Raw genomic sequence first — 17,032 nt, forward strand, 5'->3', positions numbered from 1 at the left:
CGATGAGCCGCTACATTGTTGGTGACATCCAAGGCTGTGCAACCGAGCTGAAGTTGTTGTTACAGCAAGTAGGCTTTGATCCTAGCTTCGACCAGCTTTGGTGTGTTGGTGATTTGGTTGGGCGTGGCCCAGATTCTCTCGCTTGTCTGCAATTTCTTCACGATTTAGGTAGCAGTGCCAAGGTCGTCTTAGGTAATCACGATCTGAACCTGATGGCGATTTTAGCGGGGGTACGCGCAGCTCATCCTAGCGATAAACTCGACGCCATCGTGGCGCTTCCCCAGCTTGAACAACAGCACTGGCTCGCTTGGCTAGTGCAACAGCCCTTAATGCTCACCAGTAACGATGGTTTAGTGATGAGTCACGCCGGTATCTATCCGTGGTGGTCCTTGGCTGAAGCACAGGATTATGCTGATGAAACTAGCTCCGCGTTACAACAAGCCTGGCAACAGCAACAACTTGGCGAGTGGTTGGCGAGTATGTATGGGAATGAGCCAAATCGCTGGCATCCGGATCTAAGCGGTGCGGACCGACATCGTTTTATCATCAATGCGCTTACTCGGATGCGGTATTGTCGTGTGACCCCCAGCTATGATTACGGTGAACTTGAGCTGACTTGTAAGACCGCACCACAGCAACAGCGACATCCTAGCGATTTAGTCCCTTGGTACGAGCTGACCGAGGTCACCGATAACTGCTTGGTGTTTGGCCATTGGGCGGCGCTCATGGGGCAGACCCAGCGCGATGATGTGATTGGTTTAGATACGGGTTGTGTCTGGGGCAATCAGCTTACGCTGCTGCGCTGGCCGACGGGGGAGATCGTTAGCTTGCCTTGTCAAAGTGACTGCTAACAGCCACAGCGAGGCTTGCACAAAACACACGCCAGGCCGAACCTTACGGCACGACCTGGCACACCCATTACTTCACGCTAATACGCGCGAACTTGCGTTTGCCTACTTGATAAACTGCGGTGCTACCAGCGGTCACAACGAATTTGGTATCTTCCACTTTCGCGCCGTCTATCTTCACCCCACCCTGTTTGATCATCCGCATCGCTTCAGAGGTGGAGGCTACTAGGTCAGCTTCACGGAGTAAATTAGCAATGGCGATACTGCCTTCAGCAGCCACTAACTCTAGCTCAGGCAGGTCATCAGGAATCGCATTTTTACTGAACCGCTGCACAAAGTCTTGCTCGGCTGCATCTGCCGCAGCAGCATCATGAAATCGAGTGATGATTTCTTTAGCTAACAAGACTTTATAATCACGTGGGTTAGCACCATCAGCAATCGCCTGCTTAAAGCCCGCAATCTCTTCCAAAGGACGGAAACTTAATAGCTGATAGTAACGCCACATTAACTCATCAGAAATTGACATCATTTTGCCGAACATATCGTTGGCAGGCTCAGTAATACCAATATAGTTACCGAGTGACTTCGACATCTTTTGAACGCCGTCTAAGCCTTCTAATAATGGCATCATGATCACTGTTTGCGGCGCCATACCTTCTGCTTTTTGTAGCTCACGCCCCATCAGTAGATTAAAGCGCTGGTCGGTACCACCTAATTCAATATCGGCTTTCAGGGCAACGGAATCCCAGCCTTGTACTAACGGATATAAAAATTCATGAATAGCAATCGGCTGTCCGCCGGCATAACGCTTTTTAAAATCATCACGCTCTAGCATCCGTGCCACCGTTTGTTGGGCAGCTAATCGAATCATGCCCGCTGCGCCTAAATCATTCATCCACTCAGAATTAAAGCGAATGATGGTTTTAGCTGGGTCGAGGATCTTGAATACTTGTTCTTTATAGGTTTCTGCGTTCGCCAGCACATCTTCGCGCGATAGTGGCTTACGTGTGACGTTTTTACCGGTAGGGTCACCAATCATGCCGGTAAAGTCACCAATCAAGAAAATAATTTGATGACCTAAATCTTGCAATAACCGCATTTTATTAATGAGTACCGTGTGACCTAAGTGTAAATCCGGTGCGGTTGGGTCAAATCCAGCTTTAACCACTAAGGGTTTACCACTGGCTAATTTTTCTTTAAGTTCTTCAGCTAAAAGAATTTCTTCGGTGCCTCGTGCAATTTCAGCAAAGGCTTCTGCAGCAGATACTGCCTTCATTAACTTTCTCCTGACAGGATGATTCGACCGATAATCACCGCATTGTATGCTATTTAATGCAGTGTTTTAAGCGCAATTAACCGTAAAGTAGCTGGAAAAACGTCGCTCTTCGTATTATTCTGCCGATAATGATTGACAAAAATAAAATTGCGCTAACAGTTCGAGACTCTATGACATCACTTGCAAAGCGAATCACAGCCCTGCTTGCGCGCCTGCCTAGGCGTCATCAAGTTATGCTATCCGTTGCTGGCGGTGTAACCCTGCTAGCTATGCTATTACCCTCAGAGCCGGCCACGGCTTCGCGGCATGTCAGTGAGCCCCAACTAGGCCAAGCAGAGTTGATTCTCGGCCAGCGTTATCCATTGCAGTTACAGCTAAATGAAGCGAGTAGCAACGTAGCTCCTAGCTACGACGATATTCGTTGGAGCGGTTATGAAGTGCGTAGCGGTGATAGTTTAGCGCGTATTTTTGATCGTATGGGACTAAGCCCACAGCAATTGTATCGGGTCACCCAAGATCAACAAGCCGCCAAAATCCTGACTAATTTACACCCGGGTGATACCGTGCGGTTTGCCCGCGATAGTCAAGATCAGTTGGTGCAAATTGCTTACCAGTTAAACGAAACCGATACCTTAGTTGTCACCCAGCAAGAGCAAGGCTATGTAAGTAGCATCGAGAGCAAAAGTGTTGAGGTTAGAACCAGCTTTGCCCACGCGACCATTTCTAGCAGCTTCTGGAACGCAGGTATAGACGCCGGCCTTACCGATGGCCAGATTATGAGTATTGCTGACATGTTTGGTTGGGACATCGATTTTGCGCTAGATATCCGCGCCGGCGATGAATTCAGTATTTTGTTCGAAAAGAACTACGTTGATGGTGATTTTGTTGGTTTTGGCCGAGTCTTGGCGGCCGAGTTCGTAAACCGCGGCCAACATTTTCAAGCCTTTCTACACGATAATGGCCAATATTACACCGCCGAAGGGCGCGCCATGCGTAAATCCTTTTTACGCTCGCCGGTAAAATTCAATTACATCAGCTCTAACTTTAATCCACGCCGACTGCATCCAGTCACAGGCCAAGTTCGTGCCCACAATGGGATTGATTATGCTGCAGCTACCGGTACTCCGGTGATGTCCTCGGGGGATGGTAAAGTTATTGCCAGTGCCTACAACAATCTCAACGGTCACTATGTATTTATTCAGCATGGTGAACGCTATGTCACCAAGTACCTACATCTAAGCAAACGCTTGGTGAAAACCGGGCAGCGCGTCAAACAGGGTGAATTGATTGGTCGTGTAGGTGCTACCGGCCGTGTTACTGGTGCTCATTTACACTATGAGTTTTTGGTCGATGGTGTGCACCGCAATCCGCGTACAGTCAAATTCCCTCAAGCGGAATCCTTGGCTAAGAATGAATTGCCTATCTTCAAGAATCTGGTGGGTGAGCGATTGGCCATACTTAATGATAATAAGCGGTTCTATTTGGCGATGCGCTAATGGCCGCAGATCTTTATCTTGGGCTTATGTCAGGTACCAGTATGGATGGCCTAGACATGGTCGTGGTGGCTTTTGAGGAGCACCAGATTGAGCTTCTACATCATCGCCAATGCCCACTGCCAAAAGAGCTTGTTGAACGTTTAAGCTTATTGTGTCAACCGCAGGCACTAGCCGATGAATTACATCACTATGCCCTTGCCGATAGAGCCTTCGCTGAATTCTGCGCAGCCGCCGTAAACCAATTTCTCGCTGACCTGCAACTAGCACACACTGATATTTGCGCTATCGGCAGTCACGGACAAACCGTGCGTCATGCTCCCTCCGCACAACCAAGTTACACCTTACAACTGGGTGATGCTAATACCTTAGCTGCGTTAACTGGTATTCCCGTGGTTGCTGATTTTAGACGTAAAGATATTGCCTTAGGCGGGCAAGGTGCTCCTTTAGTACCAGCATTTCATCAGGCTTTGTTCAGTAGTTCTGAGCAACCGCGGGCGATATTAAATTTGGGGGGTATAGCCAACGTAACTTGGCTGCCAGGCCCTGCTAATGGGGTCATGGGCTTTGATACGGGGCCAGCAAATACACTACTTGATGGCTGGTTTAGACGTTGCCATCCAGAGGCTCCTGATAGCTTTGATCGCCATGGCGCTTTTGCCGCCCAAGGCAAGGTTCAGCAGGATTTACTGGATCACTGTTTGGCTGATGACTATTTTGCCAAGCAACCACCGAAAAGCACCGGCCGTGACGATTTTAATCTCACGTGGTTAGCTACGCGGGCGCAGTTAACAGGACGACAATTATCTGAATTCAAGCCTGCCGATGTGCAAGCAACCCTGATTGAGTTAACCGCACGCTCCGTCGCCCAAGCAATAAACAGCTGGCTGCCGAACTTACCAGAAACCTTATTTGTTTGTGGTGGGGGAGCTTACAACCCGTTACTAATGAGTGCCCTAACCGCCGCTTTACCTCAGTGTCATTGGCACTCGACAGCTGTGTTAGGAGTAAACCCTCAACATGTAGAGGCTATGGCTTTTGCTTGGTTAGCTCGTTGCTACCTAAAAAAACAGCCGGGAAATCTCCCAGCTGTTACCGGTGCTAGCCGCCCAACTATTTTGGGCGGTCTCTTCTTACCTTAATGGTTAGCTAAGCTAGCGAAAGCATCACGAGTTAGGTTTTCGTTATTGCCGTCTTCGCCAACAACAATGCTATCTTCAATGCGCACGCCGCCGTATGGGCGTAGCTCGTCAATCCGCTGCCAATTAAAGTCGTTGTTACCAGCATGGGCTTCCAGCAACTGATCGACCACGTATAAACCCGGTTCAATTGTAAATACTTGGCCAGCCTCTACTTCACGTAGTAAGCGTAAAAACGGATGGCGTGGATCACGAGCAATAGCATCACCACGATCATTGGCTAAGAAACCGCCGACATCATGCACTTGTAGGCCGATAAAGTGGCCCAACCCATGCGGGAAGAAAGCACTGCTATAACCTTGCTCGTAAATACTTTCAGCTGAGCCTTTCACAAAGCCAAACTCACTTAATACTTGGGCAATCTTTAAGTGTTGAGATACGTGAAGTTGGTAATAGCTAATACCCGGTTTAATTTCACTCAGCAAGGCTTGCTGTGCATCATCCATCGCGGCAATCAGATCCGCAAAGAAGCCGCTCTCACGGGCATAGGTTCGGGTAATATCAGCACAGTAGCCTTTATAGAGGGCGCCAGCATCAATCAGGAATGAGCGCGCTTGTGCGGGGGCTTTTGTTTGATACATATCGTAATGTAAGATCGCTCCATGCTCGTTCAGAGCCACAATACTATTGTATGGCAACTGGGTTTCGCGGGCGGCAATCGCAGCTAGATAGGCATGATGAATTTCTAACTCACTGGCGCCAGCAAAAAATGCATCACGAGCGGCTAAGTGAGCGGTAGCTGCCAATTTATTGGCTGCTCGCATATTCTCGATTTCCCAGCTGGTTTTAATAGCACGGTGGAAGTGTAAATGATCGATCAAAGCTTGAGGGTTACGTGCCTTTACCTGCCAACTTGCCACTGGCTCAGCAAAATCCTCACCAATGAAAGCGGCCGCTGCTAATTTGTCGCCTAGCCAAGCCGTCATTTTTTCTTGCTCATCAATCACGACTAACTCAACGTGCTGTTGCCACTCTTCATGAGGAACTTCAGCTTGAGCATGCCAAAAATCACGTGGTTGAAATAAAAACACGACTGGCTTTTCACCCACTTTGTAATAAATCGCGCTTTTAGGACTTTCTAGTACGGGTATCCAGTATTTGAACAGAGGATTAACTTTGTAGGGAGCAGCATTGTCGTCAAGAAATGCTACACGCGGTTGGCCCGCATAAATCAATACCGAATCGAAACCTGTTGCAGTTAAAGCTGCATCAAATCGTGCTTGGACGGTCGCAATATGGTTTGCGTATGAACTCATAACACACCTCGCCTGTAAAATGTCGCAACATCTTACCGCAAAGCGAGGTGTATCTCATCCTCAGATGGAGAAACTTGACCCACAACCACAGGTAGTGGTCGCATTTGGGTTATCAACGAAGAATCGCGCGCCCTGCAAGCCTTCTTCATAATTAACCACACCACCAACTAAATACTGCAGACTCATAGGATCAACCACTAAGGTCACACCGTTACGTTCGATTTCAGTATCACCAGGATTGCTCTTTTCATCAAAGGTAAAACCGTACTGGAAACCAGAGCAACCACCACCAGTTACATAGACGCGCAATTTTAAGGCTGGATTTTCTTCTTCAGCAATAAGTTTCTTTACTTTGTTGGCCGCAGATTCAGTGAACTGAATAGGCATTGCTGCTGTGTCACTCATGATGTTGTGTACCTCTTAGAAATTCTGACCGCTATTTTCGCTTACCTGAGTAAAAGGGTCAAGTATTGTCGCTGCTATCGCCAGCTTTGCTAGCCGTTGGTCGCGCAGCCAACAAGTCGGCCCAATAAAAGCTACGACTTAAGTTTTGTTTGCTACCGCTAACGTTCACCACCACATCAATCCGTTCGGGAAGAAAGCCCTCGGGCACCACGAAATCGCCGGCTTGAACGGTAAAGTAGCGCATGCTGAATTGGCGGTCTTTAGCTTCCACGTGCGCCAGTTCCAATAGGTCGTAACTCTGTGCTTGATCTTGAAGGCGTCCACTTAATCTAATTTCAATTGAGCCTTTGGTTAAATTACGTAGACGGTCCATTTGTACAAGGGCGAGCCTGAAATGAAAATGGCCGGGGCTGCGGTTAGGCTGTAATTCAAACGAATCAACCATCACCCCACTGGCCTCTAATTCAGGTGCCATAATTTTTTGATAAAAGGCTAACTCACGCCGAAGCGCAAAGTTCTCGTCTTGCGCCATCAACAGTTCTTGCTGCAGACCTTTACTGGCAGCCTGCTCAATGCCCAATTCTACTTGTGCAATATGTTGCTGATAATCAAACCGTTCGGTGCGTTCATAGAGCTCAGCTATGGTTGTTTGCTGTTGTTGTAGTTGCTGCTGTAACTGCACTAGATGCCAATTGCCGCCCCAATAACCAGCCGCAACGCCAAGGCCAAGGACCACAGCTAGCACCAACCAACCGCCAAATCGGTGCAAAAGGCTGGCAATAATAATATTCTGCTTCTCTTTCATAGTGACACTTCTTATGATGGAACTTCGCCATGCTACGCAGGCCGCGCTTGTGGCGCAACCAAAAATCATCGCAGTTGAACGAGGATTAGATGTCTATTTTACTCATTAAAGCACTACACATTGCCTTTATGGTGGCTTGGTTTGCTGGCATTTTTTATCTGCCGCGCCTCTTCGTCTATCATGCCCAGAATACCTCTGAAGAGGTTAATCAGCAGTTTAAGATTATGGAACGACGGTTGCTTTATTTTGTCACGCCATTTGCATTGTTAACGCTGATTTTTGGCTTATGGTTGATGTGGATTTATGGTGGTGCTTGGCTCAAAGCTTCGGGATGGTTACACGTTAAGCTCGTGATCGTTACCTTACTGTACGTTTACCATGGCTACTGTTTTAAGATTTTGGCTGACTTTAAACACCAACGGAACACTCGCAGCCATCGCTTTTATCGGGTTTTTAACGAAGTGCCCGTGTTAGCTCTGTTTGCCATTATTATTTTGGCGGTGATGAAGCCCTTTTAAGCGCTCCAGCATTCTTTTTAACCACAAAATCTGCTAGAGTAGCCCTCCAGTGTTTACCTTCACTGCAGGGCTACCCATCATGAATTTTACCGGTTCTAATATCCTTTCAGTCGAGCAGTTTGACCTCGACAGTATTCAGCAGATTTTTGCCACGGCCGATCGCATGCAGCCATACGCACGTAGGCAAAAACGTACCAAAGTTCTCGATGGTGCCATCTTAGGTAATTTATTTTTTGAAGCTTCAACCCGTACTAGGGTGAGTTTTGGTACTGCGTTTAACCTGCTCGGTGGTGAAGTTCGTGAAACCACTGGTATGGAAAGCTCAGCGCTGGCCAAAGGCGAATCTTTATACGATACCGCCCGAGTGCTGAGTAGTTACAGCGATGTGATTGCCATGCGCCATCCTAAATCAGGTTCTGTTGCCGAGTTTGCGCAAGGCAGTCGGGTGCCTGTTATCAACGGCGGTGATGGAGCCAACGAGCATCCTACCCAAGCCTTGCTAGATCTCTACACTATTAAAAAAGAGCTGGCTTACCATGGTCATCTTATTGATGGGATGCATATTTGCATGATGGGTGATTTAAAATACGGGCGCACCGTGCACTCGCTGTCACGCTTACTCGCACTCTATAAAAATATTCGTTTCACCTTGATTTCGCCCCAAGAATTGGCCATGCCTGATAGTGTGTTAGCCGTGTTAGACCAAGCCGGTCACCGTGTCACTATCACGGATCAAGTCAGTGGTAGTTCAGATGCTGATATTGTTTATCAAACCCGGATTCAGCAAGAGCGGTTTACTACGCCTCAAGAGGCTGATCAATATCGCGGTAAGTTTCGTTTAAATAGCGAAATCTATACCAAGCACTACAAACCTAATACCGTTATCATGCATCCTTTGCCGCGCGATTCACGCGCAGAAGCAAACGAACTAGATAACGATTTAAATCAACATCCTAACCTTGCTATTTTCCGCCAAGCGGACAACGGCGTGCTGATTCGTATGGCGCTCTTTGCACTAACGCTAGGGGTAGCCGAGCAGGTTGAAAAATACGATTGCGAGGTGAATTGGTACAGCGATAAACGCAACTCGTACTAATTCGCTATTAGCTGTTAAATAAGAGGAAACTCATGTCTCGTTCTGATGAATTATTTGCTCAAGCTCAACAAAGTATTCCCGGTGGCGTGAACTCGCCGGTACGTGCCTTTAATGGCGTAGGTGGCTCTCCAATCTTTATTGAAAGTGCCGATGGCGCCTATATGTTTGATGCTGATGGCAACAAATACATTGATTATGTGGGCTCTTGGGGGCCGATGATTCTTGGCCATAACAACACTGCAATTCGCGAAGCGACTCATGCTGCTGTCGATCGTGGTTTAAGTTTTGGCACCCCTACCCCTAACGAAATCACTATGGCTGAGCGCATCAAGCAAATCGTGCCATCGATTGAGAAGGTGCGCATGGTGAATTCCGGTACCGAAGCTACCATGACAGCTATTCGTTTAGCCCGTGGTTATACTGGTCGCGATAAAATCTTGAAATTTGAAGGCTGTTATCACGGTCATGCTGACGCGTTATTAGTGAAAGCTGGCTCGGGTGCATTAACGCTGGGCGTACCTAACTCACCTGGGATCCCTGAGGACTTTGCTAAGCATACCTTAACGGTAACCTACAATGATTTAGCTTCGGTGAAACAGATTTTCGCCGAAGTTGGCGACCAAATCGCAACCATCATCGTTGAGCCCGTAGCCGGCAACATGAACTGCATTCCACCGGTACCAGGTTTTCTTGAAGGCTTACGTGAGATCTGTGATCAATACGGTAGCGTGCTGATTTTTGATGAAGTAATGACAGGCTTCCGTGTGGCTCGTGGCGGTGCGCAAGAGTACTACCAAGTTATCCCAGATTTAACCACCCTAGGTAAGGTTATTGGCGGTGGCATGCCAGTAGGTGCCTTTGGCGGTAAACGTGAAATCATGGATTACATTGCTCCTGTTGGTCCCGTCTACCAAGCTGGCACCTTATCAGGCAACCCAGTGGCTATGGCGGCCGGCTTAGCTGCCTTAAACCAATTGGATGACGAACAGCTGTATCCTGGGTTAACAGCCAAAGTTGAACAATTAGTGAATGGCTTGCAAGCCTTAGCTGACGAGGCTGGTATTCCATTTACCACCAACCGCGCTGGCTCGATGTTTGGCTTTTTCTTTAGCAAAGAAGCGCAAGTAACAAGTTACCAGCAAGCTACCGAATGCAACATTGAGCATTTCCGCAAGTTCTACCATAGTATGTTGCGCCAAGGTGTTTACTTAGCGCCATCAGCGTTTGAGGCTGGTTTCATGTCAGCAGCTCACACGGACGCTGATATCGAGGCCACACTAGCAGCCGCTAAGGTCGCTTTCGCTGAATTAAAATAAGCGTTGCCACCAGCTTTTCTTTTCTACTGTGCCGGAACACCCTTGGTCTTCCGGCATTGTTTTAAAGCGCGCAGGTACGCGTAAGCCAGCCTCACAATCGTCGGGAATTGGCACCCCAAGCTGGCGATGAAAATTCACCACAGTCACTGTAGCTGGCATCTCTAACTGCAGCGGTTGTGGTTTAAATTGCTGTAATAAGGCTGCTACCACAGGTAACGCGCCTCGACTACCTGTAAGTCCTACCGGCTGATTATCATCTCGCCCTACCCAGACACTAAACACATGCTGCTGATCGTAGGCGACAAACCAACTATCACGATAATCATTGGTAGTACCGCTTTTACCAGCGAGCTGTTGCGAACCAACAAGCTGCGCTAAGGTTTTGCCGGTGCCTTCGTTGATCACCCCCCGCAGACCATAATTGATTAAATAGCCAACCTCAGCACTGAACACCTGTTGGGCTGTTTGCGGCGAACGTTGGTATAAATTCAACCCTTGGTGATCCGTCATAGCGGCAATCGCGGCCACCGGTCGATGTTTGCCTGACTGCGCCAACATGGCATAGATTTCACTCACTTGCAGCGGCGACAGTGCCACCGACCCCAACGCTAGGGCAGGTACCTCAGGTATTGGGGTGTCCACACCGGTTGCCTGCAACATCGCCACCAATTGCTTAATACCTACTTGTTGAGCTAGCTTTACGGCGGGCACATTACGTGATTGCACCAAGGCATCATAAACCGATAAATCACCCAAAAAAGTTTCGTCATAGTTTTGTGGTTGCCAATCGGCTTGTCCTTGACGTGGCACCACAATCGGCTCATCGCGAATCACTTGCCCTAGTTCTAGACCTTGATGCTCAAACGCGGCAGCATAAATCAGTGGTTTAACCAGGGAACCGACAGGACGCATCGCATTTAGGGCGCGGTTAAATCCTACCGCTCGAGGCTGCCGATCCCCCACCACCGCAGCTATCCCCGCTTGCTGATGGTTAACCACCACCACAGCTCCTTGCAATAGTGGATCTTTACTGACCTGTGCCAGTTGCTGTTGCAGTGCTTGTTCAGCCGCTTGCTGTGCATTGGGGTCAAAGTAAGTGAACACTCGCAAACCCTGTTGCTGCCAATTATGAGGTAACGCAATTTGGCTCAGTTCTTGCTGAACGCGTTCTAAATAATGAGGCAGTCTGGCCTTAACTAATTGTCCTGAACCAGTTGGCATCAGCTTAGCTGCTACTGCCATCTGATAGCTGTTGGGGTCTAGCAAATTATGCTCAAGCATTAATTGGAGGATCATATCTCGGCGCTCTAGCGCTCGTTCTGGATAGCGCCTTGGGTCATAATAAGAAGGACCTTTAATGACTCCAACCAATAACGCGATATCGGAAGCTGTTAGTTCTTGAACTTGTTTACCAAAATACAGGCGACTGGCTAAGCCAATTCCATGAATCGCCGAGCCTCGGTCTTGCCCAAAATAAACCTCATTCAAATAGGTTTCTAAGATTTCATTTTTACTAAAGCGATAATCAATAATAAGCGCCATCAGCGCTTCATTTGCTTTGCGCCACAAACTACGCTCGCGGGTTAAGTATAAATTTTTAACCAGCTGCTGAGTGAGTGTGCTGCCACCTTGTACCGTCCGCATCGCTATCAGATTGGCTACCGCTGCACGCGCAATCGAAGAGACTGAGATACCAGCATGATGATAAAAATCTCGGTCTTCAACTAACAGGAGAGTTTCAATCAGTAAGTTTGGCACCAACTCTAACCCTACCAACAACCGATCTTCATCACTGCCACCAGCTAAACGCCCGAGTAGCGGTGCTTCTAGGCGAAACCTATTCAGTGCTCGGCCATCGGGTAAACTCTGAATCCCACGGATGCCGCCTGCTGCAAATTCAAGTCGCACTCGCCGCGCCATTGCCGGACCATCAGCAAAGTCAAACGGACGCCGATAGATGGTCAGGCTACTACCGCTTTGCTGATATTGCCCTGAATCGGTGATCTGCGTTACCCGTTGATAACTCAAGCGCTCCAACTCAGCAATCACAGTCGGGGCTGCAATAGTGCTCCCTGGCACCAGCTCTAAACTGCGAGCATAAACCAGTGCCGGGGCTTGAAAGCGATTAGAGCTAAAACGCTTGGTTAACGAAGCATCAAGATAAATGAGGTAGCCCGCTACCAGTACTAGTCCGATCAATGCCAGCTTTAACCCAGTGATGAGTAAATACCTAAATACAGCTCTGGTACGGGTCATTCAAGGTGTCTCTTTGTTTTATGTGTCGCCATGGCTAAGTGTGGCTGATCTGGCCATGGATGTTTGGGATAGCGGCCTTTCATTTCTTTTTTTACCGCAGTATATGCGTCATTCCAAAAGCTAGCTAAATCGGCGGTTCGTTGCAACAATCTGCCCGCCGGAGAGAGTAAATCTATGGTAAGGGTGACTTGTCCGAAGCACAGTGTTGGTGACACTGGTTCACCAAACATTTCTTGTAACTTAACCGCTATCAGTGGCGTTGCCTGGGTATAGTCAATCGTTTGTTCACGGCCGCTAGGCAAACGCAAATGACTGGGGCAAGCTTGCTGTAAGAGTTGCTGCTGAGAGTAGTTCAACCGAGCTTGCAAAGCCGTAAGTGGACGCCACTGGGTTAGCTGCTGCAAACTGGTAATATCTTGCCAATAGGGACTCGCCCAGTCAGCTAAGCTAGTTAGTAAATAAGCCTCAGAAAAACTCGGCCACTGGGCTTGCTGGGCCGCTGGTAAATGCTGTTCTAAGAGCCGTGCTCGCGCCAGCCATTGCTGACAGCTAGCACTCCAACCCAACACAGCCAATCCCTGTTGCTGTACATAGTCGCGTAATGCCTGTATCCGTTGCTCCGCACTAGGCAGCTGAGCTACTGGTTGCGGATTAAACTTAATCGCTCCCAACTGCTGCCAACGAGTCGTTTGTAAGCGCTTGCTCGGCCCACTCCACGTGGTTTCATCGTAACTACTGATGGTTAACGCTGGATGCGTTAAATCTGCCTCAGTTAATTCTAGCGCAGCACCAATAATAGCATCCGCTTGGCCTTCGCTGAAGTTGACTGTCAGTACTAACAGCCAGCGGCTAGGTTGACGTAAGTCTTGATGATGAAAACTGGCACCACCGCCATAGGCTAGTAGATATCGATCACTCTTAGCTCGCTGTAAGCCCACTCGATCAGCAAAGCCCCACAGCAATATTTCTGCAAACGCACTGGGCGGAAGTAGGCGCTCACTAGCAGTTATTCCTAAGCGTTTTAACCAATACTGATAGCGTTGTTGTTGGGCGCTATTGAATTGAGCCAGCGGCTGCGGAAACTGCTGCGGTTGACGCGGTAGCTGCTCCAGTTGCGCGATTAAATAGGCCACTGTCGCCCGGTAGCTGGCTGATTGTGATTGTGCATGAGCTATGATTCGCGCTAAACGCGGGTCACTCCCCAACTCACTTAGCTGTTGACCGAGCGCGGTTAAACGTCCGTTCTCTTGCACGGCCTGCAAGTTAACCAATGCTTGCTGCGCAGCGGCTAAATTGGCTGCCGACGGAGGGGTAAAGAAGCGCAGTTGGGCAGGCTCACTGCCCCATCGCTTGCACTCCAATAGCAGCGAGGTTAAATCTGCGGTTTCAAGTTCTGGCACTTGATAATCACGCAAGCCATGCTGATCTGCTTCAGCCCACACTCTAAAACAAACCCCGGCCGCCGTTCGTCCAGCACGGCCAGCTCGCTGCGTAGCAGAAGCCTTGCTAATCCGCCGGGTGACTAAGCGACTAACGCCATGTTGGGGATAATAAAGAGCTTGGCGCTCACGACCGCTATCCACCACTACATCTACCCCAGGAATGGTCACACTGGTTTCAGCAATATTTGTCGCTAAGATAATTCGCCGTTTACCTTCGCCTTGGCGCCCTCGTAAGACGTCACGCTGTGCTGCCGGCGCTACTTGCCGGTGTAGTGGATAAACTTGCCACTGCTCCTGCAACTGCTCATTCAAGGAGCGCGTAACATACTGAATATCAGCAAGCCCAGGCACAAATACCAGCACATCTTGTTGTGCTACTTGGCATGCTTCTTGGATAACTTGAGGTAAATGCTGCTGCCAACGGCTACTGGCAGGAGGTGGTCGATAATGAATGCTGATGGGATACTGACGCCCTTCACTGCGAAGAATCTGGCAATCTACCCCAGCTTCGCTAAGCCAAGCCGCAATCGGCTCTGCTGGTAACGTGGCCGACATCACCAGTACACTTAAGTCAGGTCGCAATAGGAGGCTTTCTTGCAACATTGCTAGGCCCAAGTCACTCGCCAAATTCCGCTCATGAAACTCGTCAAAAATCACCATACCCACCCCAGCTAGCTCCGGGTCTTGTTGCAGGTATTGAGTAAACATACCCTCGGTAACAATGAGCAACCGAGTGTGCTGGTTAAAGCGAGCCTCGCCGCGAATGTGATAACCTACCGTTTGCCCCACGGGTTCATCCAGCTGTCGAGCCAGATAGGTTGCAATGGCAAGGGTTGCTAGCCGCCGCGGTTGCAACATTAAAATGCGTTGCTGAGCGAGACTTGGCTGCTGCAACAACGCCAGTGGCAACAGTGTCGACTTGCCCGCCCCTGGCGGGGCTTCGATGACCACTCGAGCCGCCGGTAACAACTTTACCAAAGGTTCAATTAAAGCTTGTACCGGCAACTGCTCAGTGGTCATTTACGCTTACAAATCAGTTTAACAAGGTGGCCGCAATAGTACGGAAGCCCAGCGCGGTAGCGCCCGCCGCACACATTCCATTAGCACTACCATGATACGCCGCAGCAATGTCAAAATGCAGCCAACCCGCACCTTCATTCGGCGCAAAACGCAATAAAAAGCCAGCGGCATTACTTGCGCCACCAGCACCACCACCTTTTTGCGGACGGCTATTGGCGGTATCTGCAAAAGCGGATGGGCAATTATCACGATGCCATGGTTGCAACGGCAAACGCCAGAGTAATTCTTGATTAGCCGCAGCTGAGGCTAGCGCCTGCTGAGCGTAGTCATCATCAACACTAAACAACGCATTATACTCAGTACCAACAGCAACCTGCGCTGCGCCCGTTAACGTGGCTGCGTCAATGATATGCTTGGCATTAACTTCAGCCGCATAAATAAGGCCATCGGCTAGCACCAAACGTCCTTCGGCGTCAGTGTTGACAATTTCCACTGTGGTGCCATTTTTATAAGTAATGATGTCACCTAACTTATAGGCGCGCCCATCAATCAGGTTTTCCGCACAACACAACACCAATTGCACTCGTTTGTTTAGGCCCTGTTCAATGGCATATCCTAAAGCACCTGCTACGGTTGCCGCGCCACCCATGTCGCACTTCATTGCTAACATGCCTTCGCTAGACTTAATACTTAGGCCACCGCTATCAAAGGTGATCCCTTTACCAATCAATACTGTGTCTACCTCAGCTTTTGGGTCCTTGCTTGGGTTGTAGTCTACCACCAGCATCACCGGTGGCTTGACGCTAGCTCTACCCACCGTATGAATACCCATACGTTGCTCAGCCAATAACTCATCGCCAACCACTTTGCGGACACTAATAGCTGCTGGTGCCAACTCGGTAAGTTTATCAGCCACACGTTGGGCAAGGGCCTCAGGATAGATGGCCTCGGGCGGTAAATTAATTAACTCTCGCACCCAATTTGCATGCTTCTGTAATAAATTAAGTTGCTGTTCATGGTTGGCCCACGTGATCTTATTTTTGCTAAGAGTGTCCGTAAAGCCTTTAGCGAAAGCCCATTGCTGCTCTAAGTTCCAGTTGTCACCCTGCAAGCTAACAGCATTGATTCCAAGATTATCTAATTGGCGGCCGGCCCGCTGAATTTTACGTAAATCGTTAGCTTCATTGCCAGTTAACGAGATCACGGCGCCGCGTTCATTCATGATGACCGCGGCAGAAGCCTTCCAACCGCCTGTAGTGGTGGTGCTTGCGGATTCTAAAAAGACAGGTACTGTGCTAGACATGCGATGTGGCTCCCAGTATGTTTGCGTGTTTAGATGGTGTCTATCGTACTTGAGCAAGATGGGGCTGACAATGAAGTTTATCAAGGTACTTGAGCCGGCAACCTTAACTAAACGTTACCAACGCTTTCTAGCAGATGTGGAGACTGCCGATGGTAGTGCCTTTACCATTCACTGCCCGAATACCGGTGCTATGACGGGTTGTGCCGAACCCGGCATGCGGGTATGGATGAGCGCCTCGGATAATCCTAAACGTAAATATCGCCACACTTGGGAACTCGCCCAAAGCAGCGCCGGTCACATGATCTGCGTGAATACCCAGCAAGCCAACAAGATTGCTGGCGAGGCTTTAGCTGATGGCGTGATTCCGCAACTGGAGGGGTTACACGAACTGCAAGCGGAGCAGAAATATGGTTACGACAACCGCCGCATTGACTGGCTGGGTCTGGATAAACATGCGCAAAAAGTTTTTATTGAAGTAAAAAGTGTCACCTTAGCTGAGCATAATCAGGGCTATTTTCCCGATACTGTTAGCCAACGGGCAACGCAACATTTACGCAGTTTGATGGATATGGTTAACGATGGTCATCGGGCGGTAGTGCTCTACGTGGTCTTGCATAGCGCTATCGAACAGGTCACGGCAGCTAGCCAGCTTGATCCAAACTACGCGCAGATGTGTATTGAGGCGGCAAAAATAGGAGTTGAATTTTACGCATTGGGGTGCCATATCAGCCCGAGCGAAATCACCGCGACAACAACCTTGCCGGTGATACCTGTTAGCAGCAGTGCAAAAAGTTAACTT

At 49.0% G+C, this 17,032-nt stretch carries 14 protein-coding genes; 7 read left to right on the forward strand and 7 right to left on the reverse strand.

The genetic code is table 11. The annotated features are described in order from the left end of the window. Nucleotides 1-2 precede the first annotated feature (2 nt). Nucleotides 3-851, forward strand: a complete 849-nt coding sequence (locus ACQ661_RS06650; RefSeq protein WP_153826792.1) for a symmetrical bis(5'-nucleosyl)-tetraphosphatase — start codon at nucleotides 3-5, stop codon at nucleotides 849-851. Between the two features lie 67 nt (nucleotides 852-918). Here the strand turns inward: ACQ661_RS06650 and tyrS are convergent, their stop codons facing one another. Further along, nucleotides 919-2,124, reverse strand: a complete 1,206-nt coding sequence (gene tyrS / locus ACQ661_RS06655) for a tyrosine--tRNA ligase (RefSeq protein ID WP_153826793.1) — start codon at nucleotides 2,122-2,124, stop codon at nucleotides 919-921. 191 nt (nucleotides 2,125-2,315) lie between these two features. On the opposite strand from tyrS, the gene ACQ661_RS06660 reads away from it, so the two are divergent. Together ACQ661_RS06660 and ACQ661_RS06665 are read left to right on the forward strand one after the other, a co-directional pair. Then, entirely contained in the window at nucleotides 2,316-3,620 is a 1,305-nt protein-coding gene (locus ACQ661_RS06660) for a peptidoglycan DD-metalloendopeptidase family protein (protein ID WP_375152909.1), read from the forward strand. Further along, entirely contained in the window at nucleotides 3,620-4,759 is a 1,140-nt protein-coding gene (locus tag ACQ661_RS06665; protein ID WP_153826794.1) for an anhydro-N-acetylmuramic acid kinase, read from the forward strand. Before ACQ661_RS06660 ends, ACQ661_RS06665 begins: the two co-directional genes overlap by 1 nt. Here ACQ661_RS06665 and pepQ read toward each other — a convergent pair. Genes pepQ through ACQ661_RS06680 form a run of 3 tightly spaced genes read right to left on the reverse strand, consistent with a single transcriptional unit; the run spans nucleotide 4,756 to nucleotide 7,282 of the window. Continuing rightward, nucleotides 4,756-6,072, reverse strand: coding sequence for a Xaa-Pro dipeptidase (gene pepQ, locus ACQ661_RS06670; RefSeq protein WP_153826795.1), 1,317 nt, complete (start codon nucleotides 6,070-6,072; stop codon nucleotides 4,756-4,758). The two genes, ACQ661_RS06665 and pepQ, sit on opposite strands and share 4 nt — an antisense overlap. Nucleotides 6,073-6,132: 60 nt before the next feature. Then, complete coding sequence (erpA, locus tag ACQ661_RS06675; protein ID WP_153826796.1) at nucleotides 6,133-6,477, reverse strand: iron-sulfur cluster insertion protein ErpA; 345 nt, start codon at nucleotides 6,475-6,477, stop codon at nucleotides 6,133-6,135. 58 nt (nucleotides 6,478-6,535) lie between these two features. Further along, nucleotides 6,536-7,282, reverse strand: coding sequence for a DUF6776 family protein (locus ACQ661_RS06680; protein WP_153826797.1), 747 nt, complete (start codon nucleotides 7,280-7,282; stop codon nucleotides 6,536-6,538). Nucleotides 7,283-7,371: 89 nt separating this feature from the next. Here ACQ661_RS06680 and ACQ661_RS06685 point away from each other — a divergent pair, with 89 nt between their 5' ends. From ACQ661_RS06685 to hemL, 3 genes are all read left to right on the forward strand, one after another. Continuing rightward, nucleotides 7,372-7,800 (forward strand): CopD family protein, encoded by a 429-nt coding sequence (locus ACQ661_RS06685; RefSeq protein ID WP_110075881.1) that lies wholly within the window; start codon nucleotides 7,372-7,374, stop codon nucleotides 7,798-7,800. A gap of 79 nt (nucleotides 7,801-7,879) precedes the next feature. Next, the gene (locus ACQ661_RS06690; RefSeq protein ID WP_110075882.1) at nucleotides 7,880-8,896 is read left to right on the forward strand and encodes an aspartate carbamoyltransferase; all 1,017 of its coding nucleotides are present in this window, start codon (nucleotides 7,880-7,882) and stop codon (nucleotides 8,894-8,896) included. 32 nt (nucleotides 8,897-8,928) lie between these two features. Continuing rightward, the gene (hemL, locus tag ACQ661_RS06695) at nucleotides 8,929-10,212 is read left to right on the forward strand and encodes a glutamate-1-semialdehyde 2,1-aminomutase (protein WP_153826798.1); all 1,284 of its coding nucleotides are present in this window, start codon (nucleotides 8,929-8,931) and stop codon (nucleotides 10,210-10,212) included. Here hemL and mrcB read toward each other — a convergent pair. The 3 genes from mrcB to pepB are packed head-to-tail and all read right to left on the reverse strand — an operon-like array spanning nucleotide 10,204 to nucleotide 16,233. Beyond that, on the reverse strand, nucleotides 10,204-12,468 hold the full coding sequence (mrcB, locus tag ACQ661_RS06700) for a penicillin-binding protein 1B (protein ID WP_153826799.1): 2,265 nt from the start codon (nucleotides 12,466-12,468) through the stop codon (nucleotides 10,204-10,206). The two genes, hemL and mrcB, sit on opposite strands and share 9 nt — an antisense overlap. Beyond that, complete coding sequence (hrpB, locus tag ACQ661_RS06705; protein WP_313932792.1) at nucleotides 12,465-14,930, reverse strand: ATP-dependent helicase HrpB; 2,466 nt, start codon at nucleotides 14,928-14,930, stop codon at nucleotides 12,465-12,467. The genes mrcB and hrpB overlap by 4 nt, the downstream gene beginning before the upstream one ends. 13 nt (nucleotides 14,931-14,943) lie before the next feature. Continuing rightward, nucleotides 14,944-16,233 carry an aminopeptidase PepB gene (gene pepB / locus ACQ661_RS06710; RefSeq protein WP_431667994.1) on the reverse strand — a complete coding sequence of 430 codons (1,290 nt, stop codon included), beginning with the start codon at nucleotides 16,231-16,233 and terminating at the stop codon, nucleotides 14,944-14,946. Nucleotides 16,234-16,303: 70 nt separating this feature from the next. Here pepB and sfsA point away from each other — a divergent pair, with 70 nt between their 5' ends. Continuing rightward, nucleotides 16,304-17,029: a DNA/RNA nuclease SfsA gene (gene sfsA / locus ACQ661_RS06715; RefSeq protein ID WP_313932790.1), complete on the forward strand. Its 726-nt coding sequence runs from the start codon at nucleotides 16,304-16,306 to the stop codon at nucleotides 17,027-17,029. Nucleotides 17,030-17,032 lie beyond the last annotated feature (3 nt).

The sequence above is a fragment of the Pseudidiomarina sp. WS423 genome, assembly GCF_050750165.1.
Taxonomy (GTDB): domain Bacteria; phylum Pseudomonadota; class Gammaproteobacteria; order Enterobacterales; family Alteromonadaceae; genus Pseudidiomarina; species Pseudidiomarina fusca.